This window comes from Leclercia sp. LSNIH1, assembly GCF_002902985.1.
Lineage (GTDB): Bacteria > Pseudomonadota > Gammaproteobacteria > Enterobacterales > Enterobacteriaceae > Enterobacter.
On sequence record NZ_CP026167.1, the window covers coordinates 981,991 to 1,004,052 of the forward strand.

Sequence of the window (22,062 nt, forward strand, 5' to 3'; positions counted from 1 at the left end):
TGCGTCATACTATACTGCCGCCCGGCCGGAAAGAAAAGCCGCTTCTGAAACTGTCATTATCATCCAATCTGTTGTAATTAATGAGTTAATTTTAAATTCCCGACATTGCTTTTCACTTTTAACTCCGCGCGAAGATTAAACATTAACCGACGTCAATGGATCCGCTAATCGCGATCGCAGTCACAAATGATACGGAAATAACATGATAATGTTACGATAATATCATTGTTGAGTGATTGTTTCAGAGAGGTAGTAAACATGGATATCGCGGTTATCGGCTCCAACATGGTGGATCTCATCACCTATATCAATCAGATGCCGAAAGAGGGCGAAACCCTTGAAGCCCCGGCGTTTAAAATTGGCTGTGGCGGCAAAGGCGCGAATCAGGCGGTGGCGGCGGCCAAGCTCAATTCGAAGGTGATGATGCTGACCAAAGTCGGTGATGATATTTTTGCCGATAACACCATCCGCAATCTGGAGTCCTGGGGCATCAACACCACCTATGTGGAAAAAGTGCCATGCACCAGCAGCGGCGTGGCGCCCATCTTTGTGAACGCCAACTCCAGCAACAGCATTCTGATTGTGAAAGGCGCCAATAAATTCCTCTCGCCGGAAGATATCGACCGCGCGGCAGAGGATCTGAAAAAGTGTCAGCTGATTGTTTTACAGCTTGAAGTGCAGCTGGAGACGGTTTATCACGCCATCGAGTTTGGTAAAAAACACGGTATTCAGGTGTTATTAAATCCGGCCCCGGCATTACGTGAATTAGATATGTCCTATGCCTGCAAATGTGATTTCTTTGTGCCGAATGAAACCGAACTGGAAATTCTGACCGGCATGCCGGTAAATACCTACGAAAATATCTGCCTCGCGGCGCGTTCGCTGGTAGATAAAGGGCTGAATAATATTATTGTCACCATGGGTGAAAAAGGGGCGCTATGGATGACGCGCGACCGGGAAGTTAAAGTCCCGGCCTTTAAAGTAAATGCCGTCGATACCAGCGGGGCCGGTGATGCCTTTATCGGCTGCTTCGCCCACTACTATGTCCAGAGCGGCGACGTTGAAGCCGCCATGAAAAAAGCCTCCCTCTTTGCCGCCTTCAGCGTCACCGGGAAAGGCACCCAGTCTTCTTACCCCAGCATCGAACAATTCAATGAGTTTCTGGCATTGAACGAATAATAAAACCCTGCGAAATAAAAGGTAGCACTATGAACGATAAAAACATCATTCAGATGCCTGACGGCTATCTGAATAAAACCCCTCTGTTCCAGTTTATTTTGTTATCCTGCTTATTCCCATTATGGGGATGCGCTGCTGCTTTAAATGATATTTTAATTACGCAGTTTAAAAGCGTCTTTGCACTCAGCAATTTTGCCTCGGCGCTGGTGCAAAGCGCATTTTATGGCGGTTATTTCCTGATAGCTATTCCGGCCTCGCTGGTAATTAAAAAGACCAGCTATAAAGTGGCGATCTTAATCGGATTAACGCTCTATATCGTAGGCTGTACGCTCTTTTTCCCGGCCTCGCACATGGCAACCTACACCATGTTCCTGGCGGCCATCTTTGCCATCGCGATTGGTCTGAGCTTCCTCGAAACGGCGGCTAATACCTACAGCTCAATGATCGGCTCGAAAGCCTATGCCACGCTGCGCCTGAACGTTAGCCAGACCTTCTACCCGATTGGCGCTGCCGCAGGCATCCTGCTGGGTAAATATCTGGTCTTCTCCGAAGGCGACAGCCTGGAAAAACAGATGGCAGGCATGAACGCCGAGCAGATCCACAACTTTAAGATCCTGATGCTGGAGAACACGCTGGAGCCTTACAAGTATATGATTATGGTTCTGGTGGTGGTGATGGTTCTGTTTCTGTTAACCCGTTTCCCCACCTGCAAAGTGGCGCAAACCACGGAGCGTAAGCGCCCGTCGGCGATGGATACCCTGCGCTACCTCGCCACCAATGCCCGCTTCCGTCGCGGTATTGTGGCGCAGTTCCTCTATGTGGGCATGCAGGTGGCGGTGTGGTCATTCACCATCCGTCTGGCGCTGGAGCTGGGCGATATCAACGAACGCGACGCCTCCAACTTTATGGTCTACAGCTTTGCCTGCTTCTTCATCGGCAAGTTCATCGCCAACGTTCTGATGACCCGCTTTAACCCGGCGAAGGTGCTCATTATGTACTCGGTGGTCGGCGCGCTGTTCCTGGCCTATGTGGCGCTGGCGCCAGGCTTTAGCGCGGTTTACGTTGCGGTGTTGGTCAGTATTCTCTTCGGGCCATGCTGGGCCACTATCTACGCCGGAACCCTGGATACCGTGGACAACGAACATACCGAAATGGCGGGCGCGGTGATCGTGATGGCGATTGTGGGTGCGGCAGTCGTGCCTGCGGTGCAGGGCTATGTCGCCGATCTGTTCCACTCGCTGCAGGCCTCTTTCCTGGTCTCGATGCTGTGCTTTGTCTACGTGGGCGTCTATTTCTGGCGTGAGAGCAAAGTGCGCCGTGAACTGACCGAAGCCACCGCTTCCTGAGGAGAAACACCATGACGCAACTTCCCCTGTGGCGCGCGCTCTTTACCGAACAGCCGCGCACCCTGCTGCAAAACGATGACTTCACGGTGACGGCGTTTCGCTACGCCAGCGGCGTGGAGGGGCTGCGGGTGCAAAACAGCCGCGGCCACCTGGTGATCCTCCCCTGGCTGGGGCAGATGATCTGGGATGCGGAGTTTGATGGCCGCGACCTGACGATGCGCAATATGTTCCGCCAGCCCAAAGCGGCAAAAGAGGTGGTGGAAACCTATGGCTGTTTTGCCTTCCACTCGGGCCTGCTGGCAAACGGCTGCCCGTCCCCGGAAGATACCCATCCGCTGCACGGCGAAATGCCCTGCGCGCCAATGGATGAAGCCTGGCTGGAGCTGAAGGGCGACAGCCTGACGGTGACCGGACGCTATGAATATGTGATGGGCTTCGGTCATCATTATCAGGCGCAGCCGGCGGTGACGTTACGTAAAGCCAGCGCCCTGTTTGAGATCACCATGGCGGTAACCAACCTGGCGACGGTGCCCATGCCGCTCCAGTACATGTGCCATATGAACTATGCGTATGTTGAGGGGGCCACCTTCAGCCAGAACGTCCCGGATGAAGCCATTCAGCTGCGCGAGTCGATCCCGGCGCACGTTAAACCTACCGAACAGTGGCTGGCGTTCAACCAGCGTGTACAGCAGGGCGAAGCGACCCTGAAGACCCTCTCTGAACCGCAATTTTACGATCCGGAGATTGTCTTCTTCACCGACCAGCTCGATCGTTATACGGATAGCCCGGAATTCCGCATGATCGCCCCGGATGGCGTCACCTTTGTTACGCGTTTTGCCAGCGCCGAACTGAACTACGCCACCCGCTGGATACTCTACAACGGCGATCAGCAGGTGGCGGCGTTCGTGCTTCCGGCCACCTGCCGCCCGGAAGGGTTCCTGGCGGCACAGCACAGCGGCAGCCTGATTTCGCTGGCTCCGGCCGAAACCCGCCGCTTTACGGTGACCACAGGCATCCTCTGACGGCACGAATCGTTCATCGCTTGAACAGTAACGCGCTTATCGCTAAGGTAAGCGCGTTTTTTAATCCCGCCAGGAATGCACCATGACCACCATCGCCCTTATCGACGATCACCTTATCGTCCGCTCCGGATTTGCCCAGCTGCTGAGCCTGGAGCCCGATTTTCAGGTGGTGGCCGAGTTCGGCTCCGGCCGCGAGGCGCTGGCCGGCCTGCCGGGATGCGGGGTGCAGGTCTGTATCTGCGATATCTCAATGCCGGACCTCTCCGGGCTGGGGCTGCTGAGCCAGCTGCCGAAAGGAATAACGACCATCATGCTCTCGGTTCACGACAGTCCGGCGCTGGTAGAGCAGGCGCTGAACGCGGGCGCGCGCGGGTTTCTCTCCAAACGCTGCAGCCCGGACGAGCTGATTGCCGCCGTGCGCACCGTCGCCACCGGCGGTTGCTACCTGACGCCAGATATTGCCCTCAAGCTGGCGGCCGGACGCCAGGACCCGCTTACCCGACGCGAACGCCAGGTGGCGGAAAAGCTGGCTCAGGGAATGGCGGTGAAAGAGATCGCCCTTGAGCTTGGCCTGTCGCCAAAAACCGTACACGTTCACCGCGCCAACCTGATGGAAAAACTGGGCGTCAGCAATGACGTTGAGCTGGCGCGCCGCATGTTTGACGGCTGGTAATGCACGCCTTTTTCTCCCGGCTGGTGGCGGTGGTCGCCAGCTTCTTTATCTTCTCCGCCGCCTGGTTCTGCCTGTGGAGCATCAGCCTGCACCTGGTAGAACGCCCGGAGCTGGCGGTGTTGCTGTTCCCTTTCGGCCTGCGGCTGGGGCTGATGCTGCAATGCCCGCGCGGCTACTGGCCGGTTTTATTGGGTGCAGAGTGGCTGATGCTGATCTGGTTGTCGCAGGAAGTCGCCCTCGCGTATCTGCCCTTATTGATGACCGGAAGCCTGCTCACGCTCCTCCCGGTTGCGCTTATTTCCCGCTATCGTCACCAGCGCGACTGGCGCACCCTGCTGCGCCAGGGGGCGGCGCTGATCGCCGCCGCGCTGTTGCAGTCCCTGCCGTGGGTGGGCGAAAAGGAGATGCTGAACACCCTGCTGCTGACCCTGACCGGCGGCCTGACCCTGGCCCCGACCTGCCTCGTCATCTGGCATTACCTCACCAGCACCGTCTGGCAGCCCCTTGGCCCGGCGTTGGTTTCTCAGCCCGTCAACTGGCGCGCCCGGCATCTCATCTGGTATCTGCTGCTGTTTGTGGTGAGCCTGTGGTTGCAGCTTGGCCTGCCCGCAGAGCTGTCGCGCTTTACGCCGTTTTGTCTGGCGCTGCCGATCATCGCACTCGCCTGGCATTACGGCTGGCAGGGGGCGTTGATCGCCACGCTGATGAACGCCATCGCGCTGATTGCCAGCCAGACCTGGCACGATCACCCGGTGGATCTGCTGCTCTCTCTGCTGGCCCAGAGCCTGACCGGGCTGCTGCTCGGCGCGGGCATTCAGCGTCTGCGTGAGCTGAACCAGTCCCTGCAAACCGAGCTGTCGCGCAATCGCCGCCTGGCAGAACGCCTGCTGGAGACCGAAGAGAGCGTGCGCCAGGAGGTGGCGCGTGAACTGCACGACGACATCGGCCAGACCATTACCGCCATTCGTACCCAGGCGGGTATCGTCCAGCGTCTGGCGGCGGACAACGCCGGGGTGAAGCAGGGCGGGGCGCATATCGAACAGCTCTCGCTGGGCGTGTATGACTCGGTGCGTCGCCTGCTGGGCAGGCTGCGTCCGCGCCAGCTGGACGATCTGACCCTGGAACAGGCGGTGCGCTCCCTGATGCGTGAGATGGAGCTGGAGAGCCGCGGCATCGTCAGCCATCTCGACTGGTGCATTGATGAATCATTGCTGAGTGAAGGCCAGCGCGTCACGCTGTTTCGCGTCTGTCAGGAAGGGCTGAACAATATCGTCAAACACGCCAACGCCAGCGCGGTGACGCTGCAGGGCTGGCAGCAGGATGAAAGCCTCAGGCTGGTGATTGAAGACGATGGCTGCGGCCTGCCGCCGGGCTCAGGGCAACAAGGCTTTGGCCTGGCGGGGATGCGCGAACGCGTGAAGGCGCTGGGCGGCACGCTGACTATCTCCTGCACACACGGGACGCGCGTCAGCGTCAGTTTACCGCTTCGGAGTCACCATGTTTAAACCCCCTGTCGATGCAGTCCCGATAAGCGATAAGGCGGAAATCGACGCCCGCTATCGTTACTGGCGACGCCATATTCTGATCACCCTCTGGCTCGGCTACGCGCTGTTCTACTTCACCCGCAAAAGCTTTAACGCCGCCGCGCCGGAGATCCTCGCCAGCGGGGTGATGACCCGCACCGATATCGGCCTGCTGGCGACGCTGTTTTACATCACCTATGGCCTGTCGAAGTTCTTCTCCGGCATCGTCAGCGACCGCTCCAACGCCCGCTACTTTATGGGTTTTGGCCTGATCGCCACCGGGGTGGTGAACATCCTGTTCGGCTTCTCCACCTCGCTGTGGGCCTTCGCCCTGCTGTGGGCGCTGAACGCCTTTTTCCAGGGCTGGGGCGCGCCGGTCTGTGCCCGCCTGCTCACCGCCTGGTATTCGCGCAACGAGCGCGGCGGCTGGTGGGCGATCTGGAACACCGCCCATAACGTCGGCGGGGCGCTGATCCCGATGGTGGTCGGTGCCGCAGCGCTGCACTACGGCTGGCGCGCGGGGATGATGATTGCCGGTTGTCTCGCGATCCTCGCCGGGCTGTTTCTCTGCTGGCGTCTGCGCGATCGGCCGCAAACCGTGGGTCTGCCGGCGGTGGGCGACTGGCGGCACGACGCGCTGGAGATTGCCCAGCAGCAGGAGGGGGCCGGGCTGTCCCGCCAGGCGATCCTCACCCGATATGTGCTGAAAAACCCCTATATCTGGCTGCTGTCGCTCTGCTACGTGCTGGTCTACGTGGTGCGCGCGGCGATCAATGACTGGGGCAATCTGTACATGTCCGAGACGCTGGGTGTGGATCTGGTCACCGCCAACTCCGCGGTGACGATGTTTGAGCTGGGCGGGTTTATCGGCGCGCTGGTGGCGGGCTGGGGCTCGGATAAGCTCTTCAACGGCAACCGTGGTCCAATGAACCTGATTTTTGCCGCCGGGATTTTGCTCTCGGTCGGTTCCCTGTGGCTGATGCCGTTTGCCAGCTACGTGATGCAGGCGGCGTGCTTCTTTACCATCGGCTTCTTTGTGTTTGGCCCGCAGATGCTGATCGGCATGGCGGCGGCGGAGTGCTCCCACAAGGACGCGGCAGGGGCGGCGACCGGTTTTGTCGGGCTGTTCGCCTATCTCGGGGCATCGCTTTCCGGCTGGCCGCTGGCTAGGGTGATCGACACCTGGCACTGGAGCGGGTTCTTCGCGGTGATCGCCATCGCGGCGGGGATTTCGGCCCTGCTGCTGCTGCCGTTCCTTAACGCCCAGGCCCCGCGTGAAGCCAGTGTGATGTGATGCGCCTCACCTTTTCACCGCGAGTGGCGCGAAACTAAGAAATTTTCCCGGTTCCGCCTGGACGCTGTCTCAGGCATCTCTCCTGGCTGATTTTTACAATGCCTGCCATTCGCAGGTAAAAATCAGCTCAGGAGCAAACCATGCTGGCCTTCCTCAATCAGGTGCGCAAGCCGACCCTGGATCTGCCGCTCGATGTGCGGCGCAAAATGTGGTTCAAACCCTTCATGCAGTCCTACCTGGTGGTCTTTATCGGCTACCTGACCATGTATCTGATCCGCAAAAACTTTAACATCGCGCAGAACGACATGATCTCGACCTACGGGCTGAGCATGACCCAGTTGGGGATGATTGGCCTCGGTTTCTCCATCACCTACGGGGTGGGGAAAACCGTTGTCTCGTACTATGCGGACGGCAAAAACACCAAGCAGTTCCTGCCGTTTATGCTGATCCTCTCCGCCATCTGTATGCTCGGCTTCAGCGCCAGCATGGGCGCGGGCTCCGTCAGCCTGTTCCTGATGATCGCCTTCTACGCCCTGAGCGGTTTCTTCCAGAGTACCGGCGGGTCGTGCAGCTACTCCACCATCACCAAATGGACCCCGCGCCGCAAGCGGGGCTCGTACCTCGGCATGTGGAACATCTCCCACAACCTCGGCGGGGCGGGTGCGGCAGGGGTGGCGCTGTTCGGCGCGAACTACCTCTTCGACGGCCACGTGATCGGCATGTTTATCTTCCCGTCGATTATCGCCCTGATCGTCGGCTTTATCGGCCTGCGCTTCGGCAGTGACTCTCCGGAATCATACGGTCTGGGTAAAGCCGAAGAGCTGTTTAATGAAGAGATCAGCGAAGAGGACAAAGAGACTGAAGAGAACGAGATGACCAAATGGCAGATCTTTGTTGAGTACGTGCTGAAAAACAAAGTGATCTGGCTGCTCTGCTTCTCCAATATCTTCCTCTACGTGGTGCGCATCGGTATCGACCAGTGGTCGACCGTGTATGCCTTCCAGGAGCTGAAGCTCTCCAAAGAGGTGGCGATCCAGGGCTTCACCCTGTTTGAAGTAGGCGCGCTGGTCGGCACCCTGCTGTGGGGCTGGCTCTCGGATCTCGCCAATGGCCGTCGTGCGCTGGTGGCCTGCGTCGCGCTGGCGCTGATTATCGCCACGCTGGGTATTTATCAGCATGCAAGCAACCAGTACGTCTATCTCGCCTCCCTGTTCGCGCTCGGCTTCCTGGTCTTTGGTCCGCAGCTGTTGATCGGCGTGGCGGCGGTAGGTTTTGTGCCGAAAAAAGCGATCGGCGCTGCCGATGGGATTAAAGGCACCTTCGCTTACCTGATCGGCGACAGCTTCGCCAAGCTCGGTTTGGGGATGATTGCCGACGGCACGCCGATCTTCGGCCTCACCGGCTGGGCAGGCACTTTTGCCGCGCTGGATGCGGCAGCCATCGGCTGTATCGTCCTGATGGCGATGGTTGCGGTGTTGGAAGAGCGCAAGATCCGCCGCGAAAAACGCGTACAACGTTTGAAAGCAGCCTGAGTATGCAGGTCACTTTTTGCCCGGCGTGATGCCGGGCTTTTTTACATTCTCACCCCGATTACCTTACCCCGCTTTACACATCCGCTCCGTCCTATGCTCTACAGTTTTAGTTTGCTGCCGCCTTTCGCGCAGCCTCAGCCCTTTTGCTAACGGAGAGCTTGCATGTTGACCCGACGATTGTCCTGCCTTGCGCTGCTGGTGGCGCTGGCCTCACCCGCGATGGCGGCCGATACCCCCACCTACGGCGAAAAGCTGGAAGGTTTTGACTACGCCTGGCCGGTAAAACACTTCACCTTCACCTCGCAAGAACAGTCTCTGGATATGGCCTATCTGGACGTGAAGCCGGAAAACGCCAACGGCCGGACCGTGGTGCTGATGCACGGTAAAAACTTCTGCGCCGGCACCTGGGATGGCACCATCCGCGCCCTCACCGCCAGCGGCTATCGCGTGGTGGCACCCGATCAGGTGGGCTTCTGCAAATCCACCAAGCCGGAGCGCTATCAATACACCTTCCAGCAGCTGGCGGATAACACCCATGCCCTGCTGAAAGAGCTGGGGATCGATCGCGTTACCGTTATTGGTCACTCCACCGGCGGCATGCTGGCGACCCGCTACGCGCTGATGTGGCCCCAGGAGGTGGAACAGCTGGTGATGGTCAACCCGATTGGGCTGGAGGACTGGAAGGCGCGCGGCGTGCCGCACATTACGGTCGACCAGTGGTATCAGCGCGAGCTAAAAACCAGCGCCGACGGCATCCGCCAGTACGAAAAAAACACCTACTACGCCGGAGAGTGGAAGCCGGAGTACGAGCGTTGGGTCACCATGCTCGCCGGACTGAACAACGGGCCGGGAAAAGAACGTGTGGCCTGGAACTCGGCGCTGCTCTACGACATGATCTACACCCAGCCGGTGATCTACGAATTTAGTGAACTGAAGATGCCGGTATTATTGATGATCGGCACGAAGGACAACACCGCCATCGGCAAAGATCTCGCCCCGCAGGAGATCCGTAAAACGCTCGGCAACTATGCGGTACTGGGGAAGGAGACGGCGAAACGTATCCCACACGCCACGCTGGTGGAGTTTGACGATATGGGCCATGCCCCGCAGATGCAGGATCCGCAGCGTTTCCATGAGGCGCTGCTGAAAGGGCTTCAGGCGCGCTGACTGGTCTTAAGCATTAGCTCGCGCAACCAGGCCTGCGCGGGATTGCGGTGCGTTCTGCCGTGCCAGGCCATGCTTTTGGTAAAGCCTGGCACGGAAACGGGTGTCTCGCAGACGAACATCTCCGTCTGATTTTCGGCGATGCGTGATGGTACGGTGGCAATCATATCGCTGAGAGCCAGCACGTCCGGTAGTACTAAAAAATGGCTCACCGAAAGTCCCACACGCCGCATTCGACCAATTTTCTCCAGCACGCTATCGGTCACCCCGCGAAAACCGTCTCCCTCGTAAGAGACCAGCACATGCTCTAGGGCGCAAAAACGTGCCAGCGAAAGCGGTTTGCCCGCGTCCGGATGGTCGGCACGCATCATGCAAACGTACCGTTCATCATAAAGTGCGCGACTATGCAATTCGGCCGGCGTGGTGTGTGGAGTGATCAGCGCCACGTCAACGCTGCCCCGCTCAAGCTGGCTGACCAGACGGTCGGATTCCACCGGTACCACCCGCACGCGGATGGCGGGCGCTCGTATCTTAAGGGCTGCGATAAAGGGCACCATTACTGCCCGCAATGCGTAGTCGGTGGCGGCAACGGTAAAGGTCATGCTGGCGCTCAGGGGATCGAAGCCGGTGGGCTGCAGCAGCACGTCGATATCCGCCAGAATACGTTTTACCGGGGCGGCCAGCTCTTCGGCGCGCGTGGTTGGCACTATGCCGTGCGGGGCGCGGATAAACAGCGGATCGTCAAAGTAATCGCGCAGGCGGTTGAGCATGCCGCTGACCGCGGGCTGGGTCAGGGATAAGCGTGATGCCGCGCGGGTGACGCTGCGCTCATCCATCAGAGCATCCAGAGTTTTCAAAAGATTCAAATCCAGCGTGCGGATATCCGTTTTCATAGTCCTCTACTACCTGTTTTCAGTACATTAATACGACGTTGTCCGCTGTCGACGCGCTGCGTTTCCCGATATTATGCTCGACTAACCGTAAGGAGAATTCATGGTCTGGATAATGCTGGCTACGCTTGCCGTGGTATTTGTGGTGGGCTTTCGCGTCATGACGTCGGGCTCCCGGCGCGCCATTCGTCGTCTCAGCGAACGGCTGGGGATCGCCCCTGTGCCGCTGGAGTCGATGATCGATCAGTTTGGCAAAAGCGCCGGCAATGAGTTTATCCGCTACCTTGAACGTCCTGACGAGGCGCATCTGCTCAATGCCGCGCAGGTGCTGCTGATCTGGCAGGTGTGCATCGTCGACAGCAGTGAAAACAACCTGCAGAACTGGTATCGCCTGCTGCGCAAGGCGCGTCTTGCCGCGCCGATCACCGATGCGCAGGTTCGCCTGGCGCTTGGCTTTATGCGCGATATGGAGCCGGATCCGTACGAACTGAATGCCTTCCAGCTGCGTTATAACCAACTCTTCCTGCCGGAAGAGGGGGTCTTCTTCCTGCACTGATATCACGCCTCGTGATGAGGATTATAAATCATCGTCATTAGATTTATACCACTAACCGGCGCACCATCACCCCATTAACAAACGATGAGGTGAACCATGAATCAATCCGCCATTATCTGGCCGCAGGAGTACCTGCCGGGCACTACCGATAATTTTGCATCCAACGAAATCATCGTCGCTGGGCTGACCGCGCAGGCCGTCTGGGACCAGCTGAACGACACCCGTCTGTGGCCGGAGTATTACAGCAATGCCGAGGATATTCGCTTTCACGACGGCAGCGGCCCGCTGCTCAGCGACGGCGCGCGCTTCCGTTTCACAACCTTCGGCTTTCCGGTAGAAGCGCAGGTTACGGAATATGTGCCGCCGGTCGCAGGCCAAGCCGCGCGCATCGCCTGGCACGGCTGGGTAGAGGGCGATGCCAGCTCACGTCTGGATGTGATCCACGCCTGGCTGTTTGAAGATTTACCGGGAAATCGCGTGCGCATCCTGACCCAGGAGTCGCAGAAAGGCGTTCCTGCACAAGAGCTGGCGCGCACCGTGCCGAATCCAATGATTAACGGGCATCAGGAGTGGATCGTCGGGCTGGCGAAGGCGGCAATGCAAGAAAAGTTGTCGAAACGTTAAATATGTCACACTTTTGATGATAAACTGCGCGACTTTTCCGCACGTTTTTATCTCAGGTGATGCCATGACAGAACATATCCAGCCCACGATTCAACCGCAGGCCAAAACGGTTTCTCGCCCGAACTGGTCGGCGGTTTTTTCCGTGGCGTTTTGCGTCGCCTGCCTGATTACCGTGGAGTTTTTGCCGGTCAGCCTGCTGACGCCGATGGCGCAGGATCTGGGCATATCTGAAGGGCTGGCGGGCCAGTCGGTTACCGTTACTGCGTTTGTGGCGATGTTTGCCAGCCTGTTTATCACCCAGGCGATCGGCACCGTTGACCGTCGCAAAGTGGTGATCCTGTTCAGCGTGCTGCTGACCCTCTCCTGCCTGCTGGTCTCTTTTGCTGATAGTTTCACCCTGTTGCTGTTAGGGCGCGCCTGCCTCGGGCTGGGACTCGGCGGCTTCTGGGCGATGTCCGCCTCGCTCACCATGCGACTGGTGCCGGCGCGCACCGTGCCGAAAGCGCTGTCGGTGATCTTCGGTGCGGTCTCCATCGCGCTGGTGATTGCCGCGCCGCTCGGCAGCTTCCTCGGGGGGATCATCGGCTGGCGCAACGTCTTTAACGGTGCTGCGGTGATGGGCGTGCTCTGTATTCTGTGGGTCTGGAAAGCGCTGCCGTCGCTGCCGGGCGAAGCCGCGCACCACAAGCAGAACATGTTCAGCCTGCTGAAACGCCCGAGTGTGCTGGCGGGGATGACCGCCATCTTTATGGCCTTCGCCGGACAGTTCGCCTTCTTCACCTATATCCGCCCGGTGTTTATGACCATGGCCGGGTTTGACGTCGATGGCCTGACGCTGGTGCTGTTAAGCTTCGGTATCGCCAGCTTTGTCGGCACCTCGCTGTCGGCGCAGTTCCTGAAACGCTCCCTGAAGGTGGCGCTGGCGGGGGCGCCGCTGGTGCTGGCGGTCAGCGCGCTTGTACTGATTCTGTGGGGCAGCGACAAATGGGTTGCCTCGGCGATCGCGATTATCTGGGGCTTTGCCTTTGCGCTGATTCCGGTGGGCTGGTCGACCTGGATCACCCGCTCGCTGGCCGATCAGGCGGAAAAAGCCGGGTCCATTCAGGTGGCGGTGATCCAGCTGGCGAATACCTGCGGTGCGGCGTTGGGCGGCCTGGCGCTGGATAATTTAGGGCTCACCTCACCGGTGGTGATTTCCGGCACCCTGATGCTGCTGACGGCGCTGCTGGTGGCCGGGAAGGTGAAGGCGCAGTAAGTTTTTGGCCCTCTCCCCGCCGGGAGAGGGCATCAGGCTACGACGATGTCTGAGCCCTTCTTCTCGAATCCATCGAAATCAGCACCACCGACGACACAATCAGCAGCGTGCCCAGCCAGTCTGGCAGGGTAAACGCCACCCCCAGTAAAATCACCGACAGCAGGGCGCTGCTCAGCGGCTCGGCGCAGCTCAGAATGCTCGCCTTTGGCCCGCCAATCATCTGCGCGCCTTTCAGATAGAGGCTGAAGGTCACCGACGTGCCGATCACCACCAGATAGAAGAAGGCCAGCAGCAGGCTGCCGTCGACCACGAAGGTGGTGTCGCGCCCGGCATAGAACGGCGTCAGCATTAACCCGGCCAGCAGCATACTCCAGCCGACAATCGGCAGGGTGCCGTAGCGGGCAATCAGCGCCGAGGGGTAGGTGGTATAGAACGCCGCGGAGAAGGCGGAGGCGATGCCCCAGCAGAGCGCGGCAGGGGAGATGGTCAGCGAAGTCGGATCCCCGTGAGTGACCAGTAAAAAGGTGCCGATGAGCGAGGTCATGATCGCCGCCAGCACGAAAATCCCCGGGCGCTTTTTACGCGCCAGCGCAAACCACGCCACGATAATGGTCGGGGAGAGGAACTGCAGCACGGTGGCGGTGGCGGCGTTGGATTTTTCAATCGTCACCAGGAAGGTGAGCTGGACGATCAGCGCCCCGAAGAGCGAGAAAATCAGCAGGCTGAGGGCATCTTTGCGATTTTTGATGACCGAGAAAATCTTGTCGCCGTGAACGAATGAGAGTGTCAGCAGGATCACGCCGGCAAACAGCAGGCGAACCATGGTGAGGTAAGGCGAGGAAATATGACTTTTCTCCATGATGTACTGCGCGCAAACCCCTGAGCTGCCCCATAAAATGGCGGCGATCAGGACGTTCAGCATCCCTTTACGTGTGGAACCCATGTTCTCCCCTGCGATATTGGCTTTTCAAAGGCCAGCAGCATAACACGGGGCCTGCCGGGTGGCGCTACGCTTACCCTGCCTACAAAACTTTGTAGGCCCGTGCAAGCGCAGCGCCGCCGGGCGCAGCAGGGGTTAGAACCAGGCTTCCCACATTGCGCCGACGTTGAAGTCGTCGAGCGTTTCGTCTTTGGTGTTGTTCACGCGGGCGGTGCGTTCGTTATCCACCTTGCCGCCGGTGACGTAGAAGCGCAGCATCGGACGGAATTCCGGGCCCATAGCGATAGACATGTTCTGCGACAGGGTCAGCTTCCAGCCTTTGTTATCGCCGCCGTTGTCGTAATCAACGTGCTGCCAGCCCGCTTCCAGCCAGGTGGAGTGAACGTCGTTCCACCAGTGCATTGGACGCACGATGGCGTTGTAGTTCTTACGGTTGTCGGTGTTGTCACGGCTGTTGTCATAGTCGTGGAAGGCCAGAATGTACTCCACCTGGGTCGCCGGGGTGAACTTGTGCAGCCCTTCGAAGCTGGCGTACACCGTGGTCAGATCCTCAGTTTTGTTGAACACGCTGTTATCAGAGTTATCAGAGTAACGGGCGATCACTTTGTTCACGCCGCTGTCGTTGGTGTGGCTCAGCACCACGCCGCCCTGCCAGGCGTTGGTGCGCTCTTCGGTGTCGATGGCTTTGGAGTCAAAGCCGTAGTTGGCGTACAGCTCCAGATCGATCGGGCCGAGCTTCATGCCGTGAATTTTGGAGGTGGCCGCGTAGTTGCCCTTGTCGCCCGTGCCGGAGCCGCCGGTACAGGTGATGCGCGACGGGTTCGCTTCATCGTCCATCACTTCCGGACTACAGGATTCCACTGCCGCCACGGTGGCCACGTCAAACTGCACGCCACCGATGTCGAAGTTCTTCACCCCGGCGCCCTGGCCGTCGTGGTTCATCCAGAAGTAATCGTTGATGCCCTGCTGCGGACGCTGGTGGAAGTCACGACCCGCCCAGATATAGGCGTTCGGGTTGGATTCCAGAATATTGGTCACGCCGGCGTAGGCTTTTTTCAGGTTAACTTCGTCGCCCCAGTGGTCAATCATCACGTTGACGTCCCAGATGGCGCCGTTGTCACCCTTGAAGGCTTTGGAAAGCTGGAACTCGCCGCCGTTGCTTTCGTTACCCAGACGACCAATCGCCGAGGCGCCGTTATAGGAGCCATCTACGGCAACGTATTTCTGATCGGCGGCCTGGAAGTGGGCGCCGTAACGGGCATAACCGGTAAATTTAATGCCGAACGGGATCGCCATATCCGGAGACTGCGCGGCGCTTTGCGGTTCGTTGATGACGTCGGCTTTTTTCGCTACCGCGGCATCCATTTTTGCCTGGCGTTCTGCCAGGGCTTTATCCACCGCTTTGGCCACAATGGCGTCGATTTGCTCCTGCGTAAATTCTTGTGCGAGTACCGTCATTGGGCAAAGCGCGGCGATAACCGCCATTGTTAATGGAAGTTTTTTAATCATATTCATGGTTATCTCAATATATATTTAAATTTTATTCAGACAATAACCATCCCGTTCCGCATTGACAAAATATGTCGCTATCATCAGAACAAGTTGATTTTATTTTTTCGGGCACAGAGGGTTTACACTATTATCGTAAAGCTATCTCCATCACTGATATTTAAATATTAGCGCTGGTATAAATGAATAATCTCTTCGGATAATTCACGGGCCAGCAGCGAGTTCATTAAATGATCCTGAGCATGCACCATAATTAAGGTCATCGGCTGACGGGCTTCGCCTGCGTCCTGTTCGATGAGTTTGGTCTGCATATGGTGCGCCTGGCGCGCGTAGCCATCGGCTTCGCGCAGCAGGCTTTTTGCTTCGTCAAAGTTGCCCTGCCGCGCAGCATGCAGTGCTTCAAAGCACAGGCTGCGCGACTGACCAGCATTGACGATGATTTCCATTACTGCTTCTTCTAAGGCAATCATCATCTTCCACTCTATTTATCGAAACTATTATTCAGAGAGGTTTCGGCAAACCATTCTCCGCTCTTTTTAATGGTGCGTTGCTGCGTTTCTAAATCGAGCTGGACAAAGCCATATCGGTTTTTATACGCATTGCACCACGACCAGTTATCAATAAATGTCCACATATGGTAGCCAAGACAATTACAGCCTTCGCTAATGCCTTTATGCAGCCATTTAAGATGTTCAGAAATAAACTCGATACGATATTGGTCGTTAATCTGACCGTTCTCAATAAAACGCTGCTCGTTTTCAACTCCCATACCATTTTCAGAAATAAAACAGCGTGGGTTGCCGTAATTATCGCGCAGGTTAATAAGAATATCGTAAATACCTGGCTCGTAGATTTCCCAGCCGCGATGCGGGTTCATTTTGCGGCCCGGCATCTCGTAGCTGTCGAAGAACCACTCCGGCATAAACGGCGCGTTGGGATTAATGGCCGTATCACGGCACTTCACCCGACGCGGCTGGTAGTAGTTAATGCCCAGCAGGTCGATTTTACCGTCGGCAATCAGCGCGCTGTCCTCTGGCAGACAGGCAGGCAACTGATCGTGCGCTTTCAGCATCGCCACCAGATCTGCCGGGTATTCACCGCACAGCACCGGGTCGAGGAAGCTGCGGTTAAACAGCAGATCGCAATGGTGCGCAGCTTTCACGTCCGCCGGGTTCTGCGAACGCGGATAGGACGGCGTCAGGTTCAGTACGATGCCAATCTCACCGGCATAATGCCCGGCGCGGAAGGCGCGAACCGCCTGCGCATGGGCCAGCACGGTGTGATAAGCCACGGTGGCGGCGCGACGGAAATCGACCACGTTCGGGTAGTGGAAGTCATACAGATACCCGCCCTCTACCGGCACAATCGGCTCGTTAAAGGTAAACCAGTGCATTACCCGATCACCAAAAAGCTCAAAGCAGGTTTCTGCGTAGCGGGCATAGGCCGCGACCACATCGCGGTTTTCCCAGCCGCCAATCTCCTGCATCGCCATCGGCATGTCGAAGTGGAACAGGGTGATGAATGGCGTAATGCCCTGGGCGATCAGTTCGTCGATCACCTGGTTGTAAAACGCCACCGCTTCCTGGTTCACTTCACCGGTACCTTCCGGGATCAGGCGCGCCCAGCTTATCGAGGTGCGAAAGCTATTGTGGTTCAGCTGCTTTAACAGCTGAATGTCGGCTTTCCAGTGCTGATAAAAAGTGGAGGTATTCTGCGGCCCTACCCCGTTGTGAAAGCGATTTGGCTGTGTGGCGAACCAGTGATCCCAGGTGGTTAATCCTTTGCCGCCGCCCTGGCTTTCCCCTTCGGTTTGCAGTGCAGAACAGGCGCTACCCCACCAGAAGTTTTCGGGAAATGCATATTTCATAAAACGTCCTCTTTGACTTAATTGCCGACGGTCTCTGCTGCACCTACGGACGCCTGCGCTTTCTGCTCTTCGGTTTTCACCAGGGAGCGCTCATAAGCACGCAGGAACGGTAAATACATCAGCGCCGACATCACCATACAAATGACGCACATCACCACCGGACTCAGGGCCCAGTTTGCCGCCCAGGAGGCGCCAATCGGAGCCGGCGTCGTCCACGGCGTCAGCGACACAACCTGTGCCAGCCAGCCGAGTTTGGTGGCGGTATACGCCAGACAAGCGTTGATCATCGGAACGAACACGAACGGAATAAACAGCATCGGGTTCATGATGATCGGCGCACCGAACAGAATCGGTTCGTTGATATTAAAGAAGCTTGGCACGATGCCCATTTTGCCGATGGTGCGCAGGTGCGTTGCACGGCTACGCAGCAGCAGGAAGGCCAGCGGCAGGGTAGAGCCCACGCCGCCAATCAGCAGGTAGTGATCCCAGAAGCCCTGCAGATAGACGTGCGGCAGTGCTGCGCCGGCAGCCAGTGCGGCCTGGTTGGCAGAAAGGTTAGCCATCCAGAACGGGTTCATGATGCCGGTGACAATCAGCGCGCCGTGGATGCCGGCAAACCAGAAGATCTGGCACAGCAGCACAGAGAGCAGAATGGCAGGCAGGGAGTCAGAGGCGGAAACCAGCGGCTCCAGCAGGTGCATAATCGCCTGCGGAATGATCATCCCGGTTTGCGCTTCGATAAACAGGTTCAGCGGGTGCAACGTACCGATTATCACCACCACCGGGATCAGGATCTCAAACGAGCGCGCCACGCCGGTCGGCACTTCCTTCGGCAGGCGAATAGTGACGTTATGATCCTTCAGCCAGGCGTAGACGCGGGTGGCATAGATAGAGGTGATCAGCGCGGTGAAGATCCCCTGGCCCGACAGATACTGGGTGGAGATTTTACCGTCGGCATACGGCGCGGCGACCAGCAGGAATGCCATAAAGGCCAGCAGGCCGGACATTACCGGGTCGAGATTAAACTGGCGGCCCAGGCTGGCGCCAATCCCTACCGAGATAAAGAAGGTCATCACGCCCATGCTGAGGTTAAACGGCAACATCAGCTGGTCGCGGTAGGTTTCAGAGAAGTCCAGCCAGCCGCGGGCAAAGCTGTTGGTGGTATCCGCGGAGAACGGCGGGAAGATGAACACCAGCATAAACGAGCCGATGATCATAAACGGCAGCGCGGCGGTAAATCCGTCGCGGATGGCAATCACGTACTTCTGCTGGCCCAGCTTGCCTGCCAGCGGCGCGATGGACTGCTCAATGACGGCAACCATAGATTGATATAACGAACTCATGAGAACACCTTCTTAGTGTGCCGCTTCGATGAGCGACAGAGCATAGTCCAGCACTTTATCGCCACGTTGCATACCGTAATCCATTGTATCGATGGACTGAACGGGTATGCCCTGAGTGGCAGCCTTATCTGAGAGCGTTTTTAACATGTATTTGACTTGCGGTCCGAGAAGCACGACCTGATATTGCGGAAACTGTGTATCAAATTCTGAAACACCGTACGCATCGATTTTGACGGGGAGTCCGCGTTCTTCCGCGGCTTCGACCATTTTCCGTACCAGCAGACTGGTGGACATCCCGGCAGAACAGCACAGCATAATCTTGAACATCGACAACCATCCTCAAAATGTAAATAGTTATTGCGGAGATGATTGGATAACATATGGAAACCGGTTTCCATGCATATAAGACAGAAGTGTGACAGCCATCAAGATCCATTACTTATAGGGGCTGTTTATCGGATTTGGGTCACATATTTTGGCTGCTTTTACATCACTAAGAGTGGAAACGGAAAATCGGTTTCCATAGAAAACGGAAACAGATATACTCCTGAGTGGCTATAATATGAGCCGAAGTGGAATCAGGAATTACAGGGGCCTGGAGAGACCTGTCAGGGGATAAAGATGTCTACAATCAACGATGTATCACGTCTGGCCGGGGTGTCCAAAGCCACGGTATCACGGGTGTTGAGCGGGTCGCGCGGCGTGAAGGAAGCCAGCCGTCAGGCCGTACTAAAAGCAGTTGAAGAGCTGAACTACCGGCCAAACGTGATTGCCCAGTCGCTGCTGAGCCAGACAACCGGTTGTATCGGCGTGATTTGCGCCCACGACAACATCAACCAGACTACGGGTTACCTTTACGCGCTGGAAAAACACCTTAGCCAGCACCAGAAGCACCTGCTGCTTCGCTTCGCCAACACCAAAGCCGAAGTCATGGGCGCGCTGGATGAACTCTCCTGCGGGCTATGCGATGACATTCTGATTATCGGCGCCCGTTTTCCACTGCATATCGATCAGGAGAATGTCATCCTGGTGGACTGCATGGAAACCGGTAACGTCAACAGTATCCAGTATGACCACGCTTTCGCCGCGGAAACCGCCTGTAATTTCCTCGCCAGCCAGGGGCGACGCCAGATTGCCCTGATCCATCCGTACGGCAGTGGTTTTGCCGATCAGGTGCTGCTGGGCTACAAGCATGGGCTGGAAAAGAACTTCCTGCCGTTTAATCGCAACCTGGTCTTTATGGAAGCCACCTCATCCTCCGTGGCCCTGCAGGAGCTGCTCAATAACGCCTCTACGCTCAATTTCAACGCCTTACTGGTGGCCGACGAGCAGGAAGCGCAGCGGGTGATCCCCCAGCTCCAGGCGTTTAACCGATCGGTACCGGGCGACATCATGGTCTTCAGTCTGGCGGGTTCACTGCATCTGCCGGGTATTCCAACCATTCCGGCGATTGAGTACTCAATGGATGCCATGGCGGCACGGATCGTCAGCTGGCTGAATGAGAAGACCCAGATGCTGGGTTCGTATGTGCTGCGCGGGGATTTAATTATTCCGGATGTGCGTCGCTAAAAAATTAAGGGGGCTGCATGGCCCCTTTATGCGTAATCAGTAATCCTCCATGCAGTCCACCTGACTGACGGCATCCCAGTAACCTTCCTGATTGTTCCGCTCCATCGCCACCACCGCGTTTTTGACCAGCATCTGATTCGCCTCAGACGCCATAATCATCGCCTGCCACTCTTTATCGGTTTGCTTGCGTTGCGGGGCACAGGCTTTTTTCACATCCTTTAAAACCGCCTGTTTCATCTGCTCTAGCTTTGCCGGATCGTTCATCTCCTGAGCATGAACGAAGGCGGCGAAAAGCAGGCAGACGATGAGGCAAAACAGGTGCGCTGACTTCATGGAAACCTCCGGAAAAAAACACACACGTTTATGAAATATATCGTTACATCCGCCGTTGCGACCCAAGCCGAAAGTATTAATTTTGCCAATAGTTGCGCAGGGGTACGACTAAGCGTAGCCGCAGAATTTGCCGGAGAGGGAAGCGCAGAAGAAAAATGTGTGACGGCTGGCGGGTGACAGGTAACAAGGGGTGATAGTGCTCGCAAAGGCAATTTTTCGTTGATTTCAGTTACATTTTTTAACCCATACAGGACCAGAATTTGGCGTTTGTATCCCAGGCGGAGTATGCGATAGTCGATCTGCAACGTAACGGGGGATTGATATGCAACTGAGTATTACCGACACCATTACCGAACACGAGCAGGAAGAGTTACTCCAGCTACTGCGGATCTATAACAGCCAGTTTATTGATTTTTCCCGCGTGGGGAGCGATCTCGCCGTCTATGCCCGCGATGACAGCGGCAACATGCGCGGCGGACTCATCGGCAATCGCCAGGGCGAGTGGTTGAATATCAAATACCTGTGGGTATCCGATGAATTGCGTGGAAGCGGGCTTGGCAGCCAGTTGATGCATGCCGCTGAAGAGGAGGCCCGGAAGCAGGGGTGCCGACATGCACTGGTGGACACTTTCAGTTTCCAGGCGCGTCCGTTTTATGAAAAGCAGGGCTATAAGCTGGAAATGACGCTCAACGATTTTCCCTACCCGGGAATACAACGACATTACCTGTCGAAGGCGCTTTAACCGCCAATACCACTGCCCATCACCGCCAGAGCATGGCGCACAATACGTTCCGGCGAGAGGGCGCTTAACCTCTCGTCATTGCGCATGCGTGAAAAGGGCACCAGCACCAGGCTCAACAGCGTGGTGAATAAAAGCTCCGGCGCCAGATCGCGGTTCAGTTTACCCTCCTGCTGCCAGCGGGCAACGGTATCCAGCGTCCCCTGATATTTCTCATCGCCAAAGCGGGCCTGCAGATGCGCGCGCAGTACCGGCATTTCACCGATCACCTCCTGCATCCACAGCGGCGCGAACCAGTGATGCTTTACGGCCAGTTCCGCCAGCTTTTCCACCATCAACCTCAGGGCGGTAACCGGATCGTCCGGGTGAGCGCTGAAAAGCGTCGCGATGGCGCTGCGAAGCGGCAGAAAACGCTCCTCGATCATCGCATCAAGCAGTTGTTCCCGGGAGTTGAAGTAGTAGTGCAGCATCGCCGGCGTCACGCCCGCTTCTTTGGCAATGGCATTAAGCGAGGTGCGGGCAATACCCTGGCGCGCAAAGAGATCGAGGGCGATATCCAGCAGCTGTTCCCGGCTGGTGGCGGTGGGTTTACTTCCGCGTGGGCGTCCGGGACGGCGAGCCTGTGGCGTAGGGTCGGAATTATCTTTATGTGCTGACATGCGCGGAGGATCCCTTGACCTGATTCATAACTTCATTAAATATTA

At 57.2% G+C, this 22,062-nt stretch carries 22 protein-coding genes; 13 read left to right on the top strand and 9 right to left on the bottom strand.

All coding sequences use genetic code 11. From position 1 onward, the window contains the following. Positions 1 to 258: 258 nt before the first annotated feature. From rbsK to C2U54_RS05060, 8 genes are all read left to right on the top strand, one after another. The gene (gene rbsK / locus C2U54_RS05025; protein ID WP_103177653.1) at positions 259 to 1,179 is read left to right on the top strand and encodes a ribokinase; all 921 of its coding nucleotides are present in this window, start codon (positions 259 to 261) and stop codon (positions 1,177 to 1,179) included. 29 nt (positions 1,180 to 1,208) lie between these two features. Then, a complete protein-coding gene (gene fucP, locus C2U54_RS05030) occupies positions 1,209 to 2,525 on the top strand; it encodes an L-fucose:H+ symporter permease (RefSeq protein WP_103177654.1) in 1,317 nt (438 codons plus the stop codon). 11 nt (positions 2,526 to 2,536) lie between these two features. Further along, positions 2,537 to 3,547, top strand: a complete 1,011-nt coding sequence (locus C2U54_RS05035; protein ID WP_103177655.1) for an aldose 1-epimerase family protein — start codon at positions 2,537 to 2,539, stop codon at positions 3,545 to 3,547. Between the two features lie 82 nt (positions 3,548 to 3,629). Beyond that, complete coding sequence (gene uhpA / locus C2U54_RS05040) at positions 3,630 to 4,220, top strand: transcriptional regulator UhpA (RefSeq protein WP_103177656.1); 591 nt, start codon at positions 3,630 to 3,632, stop codon at positions 4,218 to 4,220. Then, entirely contained in the window at positions 4,220 to 5,725 is a 1,506-nt protein-coding gene (gene uhpB / locus C2U54_RS05045; protein ID WP_103177657.1) for a signal transduction histidine-protein kinase/phosphatase UhpB, read from the top strand. Before uhpA ends, uhpB begins: the two co-directional genes overlap by 1 nt. After that, positions 5,718 to 7,037, top strand: coding sequence for an MFS transporter (locus C2U54_RS05050; protein WP_103177658.1), 1,320 nt, complete (start codon positions 5,718 to 5,720; stop codon positions 7,035 to 7,037). The genes uhpB and C2U54_RS05050 overlap by 8 nt, the downstream gene beginning before the upstream one ends. A 140-nt stretch (positions 7,038 to 7,177) precedes the next feature. Beyond that, the gene (gene uhpT / locus C2U54_RS05055; protein WP_103177659.1) at positions 7,178 to 8,569 is read left to right on the top strand and encodes a hexose-6-phosphate:phosphate antiporter; all 1,392 of its coding nucleotides are present in this window, start codon (positions 7,178 to 7,180) and stop codon (positions 8,567 to 8,569) included. A gap of 162 nt (positions 8,570 to 8,731) precedes the next feature. Beyond that, entirely contained in the window at positions 8,732 to 9,736 is a 1,005-nt protein-coding gene (locus C2U54_RS05060) for an alpha/beta fold hydrolase (RefSeq protein ID WP_103177660.1), read from the top strand. On the opposite strand, the gene C2U54_RS05065 is transcribed toward C2U54_RS05060, so the two are convergent. Beyond that, entirely contained in the window at positions 9,724 to 10,626 is a 903-nt protein-coding gene (locus C2U54_RS05065; RefSeq protein WP_103177661.1) for a LysR family transcriptional regulator, read from the bottom strand. The genes C2U54_RS05060 and C2U54_RS05065 overlap by 13 nt on opposite strands. Positions 10,627 to 10,726: 100 nt before the next feature. On the opposite strand from C2U54_RS05065, the gene C2U54_RS05070 reads away from it, so the two are divergent. The 3 genes from C2U54_RS05070 to nepI all read left to right on the top strand — a co-directional run bounded on the left by C2U54_RS05070 (position 10,727) and on the right by nepI (position 13,058). Next, positions 10,727 to 11,179, top strand: coding sequence for a DUF1198 domain-containing protein (locus C2U54_RS05070; RefSeq protein WP_103177662.1), 453 nt, complete (start codon positions 10,727 to 10,729; stop codon positions 11,177 to 11,179). Positions 11,180 to 11,275: 96 nt separating this feature from the next. Continuing rightward, positions 11,276 to 11,803 (top strand): SRPBCC domain-containing protein, encoded by a 528-nt coding sequence (locus C2U54_RS05075; RefSeq protein ID WP_103177663.1) that lies wholly within the window; start codon positions 11,276 to 11,278, stop codon positions 11,801 to 11,803. Positions 11,804 to 11,867: 64 nt separating this feature from the next. Next, entirely contained in the window at positions 11,868 to 13,058 is a 1,191-nt protein-coding gene (nepI, locus tag C2U54_RS05080; RefSeq protein ID WP_103177664.1) for a purine ribonucleoside efflux pump NepI, read from the top strand. A 37-nt stretch (positions 13,059 to 13,095) separates the two neighbouring features. Here nepI and C2U54_RS05085 read toward each other — a convergent pair whose 3' ends face one another. The 6 genes from C2U54_RS05085 to C2U54_RS05110 form a co-directional block, all read right to left on the bottom strand. Next, entirely contained in the window at positions 13,096 to 14,001 is a 906-nt protein-coding gene (locus C2U54_RS05085) for a DMT family transporter (protein WP_103177665.1), read from the bottom strand. 132 nt (positions 14,002 to 14,133) lie between these two features. Further along, positions 14,134 to 15,513 carry a carbohydrate porin gene (locus C2U54_RS05090; protein WP_103177666.1) on the bottom strand — a complete coding sequence of 460 codons (1,380 nt, stop codon included), beginning with the start codon at positions 15,511 to 15,513 and terminating at the stop codon, positions 14,134 to 14,136. 161 nt (positions 15,514 to 15,674) lie between these two features. Then, the gene (locus tag C2U54_RS05095) at positions 15,675 to 15,977 is read right to left on the bottom strand and encodes a PTS lactose/cellobiose transporter subunit IIA (RefSeq protein ID WP_072250852.1); all 303 of its coding nucleotides are present in this window, start codon (positions 15,975 to 15,977) and stop codon (positions 15,675 to 15,677) included. A gap of 11 nt (positions 15,978 to 15,988) precedes the next feature. Beyond that, positions 15,989 to 17,374, bottom strand: a complete 1,386-nt coding sequence (locus C2U54_RS05100; protein ID WP_103177667.1) for a glycoside hydrolase family 1 protein — start codon at positions 17,372 to 17,374, stop codon at positions 15,989 to 15,991. A gap of 17 nt (positions 17,375 to 17,391) precedes the next feature. Then, positions 17,392 to 18,717 carry a PTS sugar transporter subunit IIC gene (locus tag C2U54_RS05105; RefSeq protein WP_103177668.1) on the bottom strand — a complete coding sequence of 442 codons (1,326 nt, stop codon included), beginning with the start codon at positions 18,715 to 18,717 and terminating at the stop codon, positions 17,392 to 17,394. 12 nt (positions 18,718 to 18,729) lie between these two features. Further along, positions 18,730 to 19,044: a PTS sugar transporter subunit IIB gene (locus C2U54_RS05110; protein WP_103177669.1), complete on the bottom strand. Its 315-nt coding sequence runs from the start codon at positions 19,042 to 19,044 to the stop codon at positions 18,730 to 18,732. A gap of 294 nt (positions 19,045 to 19,338) precedes the next feature. Between C2U54_RS05110 and C2U54_RS05115 the strand changes: the two genes are divergently transcribed. Beyond that, positions 19,339 to 20,286 (top strand): LacI family DNA-binding transcriptional regulator, encoded by a 948-nt coding sequence (locus C2U54_RS05115; RefSeq protein ID WP_103177670.1) that lies wholly within the window; start codon positions 19,339 to 19,341, stop codon positions 20,284 to 20,286. Positions 20,287 to 20,322: 36 nt separating this feature from the next. On the opposite strand, the gene C2U54_RS05120 is transcribed toward C2U54_RS05115, so the two are convergent. After that, positions 20,323 to 20,619 carry a YicS family protein gene (locus C2U54_RS05120; RefSeq protein WP_103177671.1) on the bottom strand — a complete coding sequence of 99 codons (297 nt, stop codon included), beginning with the start codon at positions 20,617 to 20,619 and terminating at the stop codon, positions 20,323 to 20,325. Positions 20,620 to 20,941: 322 nt separating this feature from the next. On the opposite strand from C2U54_RS05120, the gene C2U54_RS05125 reads away from it, so the two are divergent. Continuing rightward, entirely contained in the window at positions 20,942 to 21,361 is a 420-nt protein-coding gene (locus tag C2U54_RS05125) for a GNAT family N-acetyltransferase (RefSeq protein WP_103177672.1), read from the top strand. Here C2U54_RS05125 and C2U54_RS05130 read toward each other — a convergent pair. Then, positions 21,358 to 22,017: a TetR/AcrR family transcriptional regulator gene (locus C2U54_RS05130; protein ID WP_103177673.1), complete on the bottom strand. Its 660-nt coding sequence runs from the start codon at positions 22,015 to 22,017 to the stop codon at positions 21,358 to 21,360. The two genes, C2U54_RS05125 and C2U54_RS05130, sit on opposite strands and share 4 nt — an antisense overlap. Positions 22,018 to 22,062 lie beyond the last annotated feature (45 nt).

Bases quoted from the DNA above. Each gene is read 5' to 3' on its own strand.
- fucP (WP_103177654.1), top strand. From the start codon at position 1,209: ATGAACGATAAAAACATCATTCAGATGCCTGACGGCTATCTGAATAAA.
- C2U54_RS05120 (WP_103177671.1), bottom strand. From the start codon at position 20,619: ATGAAGTCAGCGCACCTGTTTTGCCTCATCGTCTGCCTGCTTTTCGCC.
- C2U54_RS05060 (WP_103177660.1), top strand. From the start codon at position 8,732: ATGTTGACCCGACGATTGTCCTGCCTTGCGCTGCTGGTGGCGCTGGCC.
- rbsK (WP_103177653.1), top strand. From the start codon at position 259: ATGGATATCGCGGTTATCGGCTCCAACATGGTGGATCTCATCACCTAT.
- C2U54_RS05095 (WP_072250852.1), bottom strand. From the start codon at position 15,977: ATGATTGCCTTAGAAGAAGCAGTAATGGAAATCATCGTCAATGCTGGT.
- C2U54_RS05070 (WP_103177662.1), top strand. From the start codon at position 10,727: ATGGTCTGGATAATGCTGGCTACGCTTGCCGTGGTATTTGTGGTGGGC.
- C2U54_RS05130 (WP_103177673.1), bottom strand. From the start codon at position 22,017: ATGTCAGCACATAAAGATAATTCCGACCCTACGCCACAGGCTCGCCGT.
- C2U54_RS05100 (WP_103177667.1), bottom strand. From the start codon at position 17,374: ATGAAATATGCATTTCCCGAAAACTTCTGGTGGGGTAGCGCCTGTTCT.
- C2U54_RS05105 (WP_103177668.1), bottom strand. From the start codon at position 18,717: ATGAGTTCGTTATATCAATCTATGGTTGCCGTCATTGAGCAGTCCATC.
- C2U54_RS05125 (WP_103177672.1), top strand. From the start codon at position 20,942: ATGCAACTGAGTATTACCGACACCATTACCGAACACGAGCAGGAAGAG.
- uhpA (WP_103177656.1), top strand. From the start codon at position 3,630: ATGACCACCATCGCCCTTATCGACGATCACCTTATCGTCCGCTCCGGA.
- C2U54_RS05090 (WP_103177666.1), bottom strand. From the start codon at position 15,513: ATGAATATGATTAAAAAACTTCCATTAACAATGGCGGTTATCGCCGCG.
- nepI (WP_103177664.1), top strand. From the start codon at position 11,868: ATGACAGAACATATCCAGCCCACGATTCAACCGCAGGCCAAAACGGTT.
- uhpB (WP_103177657.1), top strand. From the start codon at position 4,220: ATGCACGCCTTTTTCTCCCGGCTGGTGGCGGTGGTCGCCAGCTTCTTT.
- C2U54_RS05035 (WP_103177655.1), top strand. From the start codon at position 2,537: ATGACGCAACTTCCCCTGTGGCGCGCGCTCTTTACCGAACAGCCGCGC.
- C2U54_RS05075 (WP_103177663.1), top strand. From the start codon at position 11,276: ATGAATCAATCCGCCATTATCTGGCCGCAGGAGTACCTGCCGGGCACT.
- C2U54_RS05065 (WP_103177661.1), bottom strand. From the start codon at position 10,626: ATGAAAACGGATATCCGCACGCTGGATTTGAATCTTTTGAAAACTCTG.
- C2U54_RS05050 (WP_103177658.1), top strand. From the start codon at position 5,718: ATGTTTAAACCCCCTGTCGATGCAGTCCCGATAAGCGATAAGGCGGAA.
- C2U54_RS05115 (WP_103177670.1), top strand. From the start codon at position 19,339: ATGTCTACAATCAACGATGTATCACGTCTGGCCGGGGTGTCCAAAGCC.
- C2U54_RS05110 (WP_103177669.1), bottom strand. From the start codon at position 19,044: ATGTTCAAGATTATGCTGTGCTGTTCTGCCGGGATGTCCACCAGTCTG.
- C2U54_RS05085 (WP_103177665.1), bottom strand. From the start codon at position 14,001: ATGGGTTCCACACGTAAAGGGATGCTGAACGTCCTGATCGCCGCCATT.
- uhpT (WP_103177659.1), top strand. From the start codon at position 7,178: ATGCTGGCCTTCCTCAATCAGGTGCGCAAGCCGACCCTGGATCTGCCG.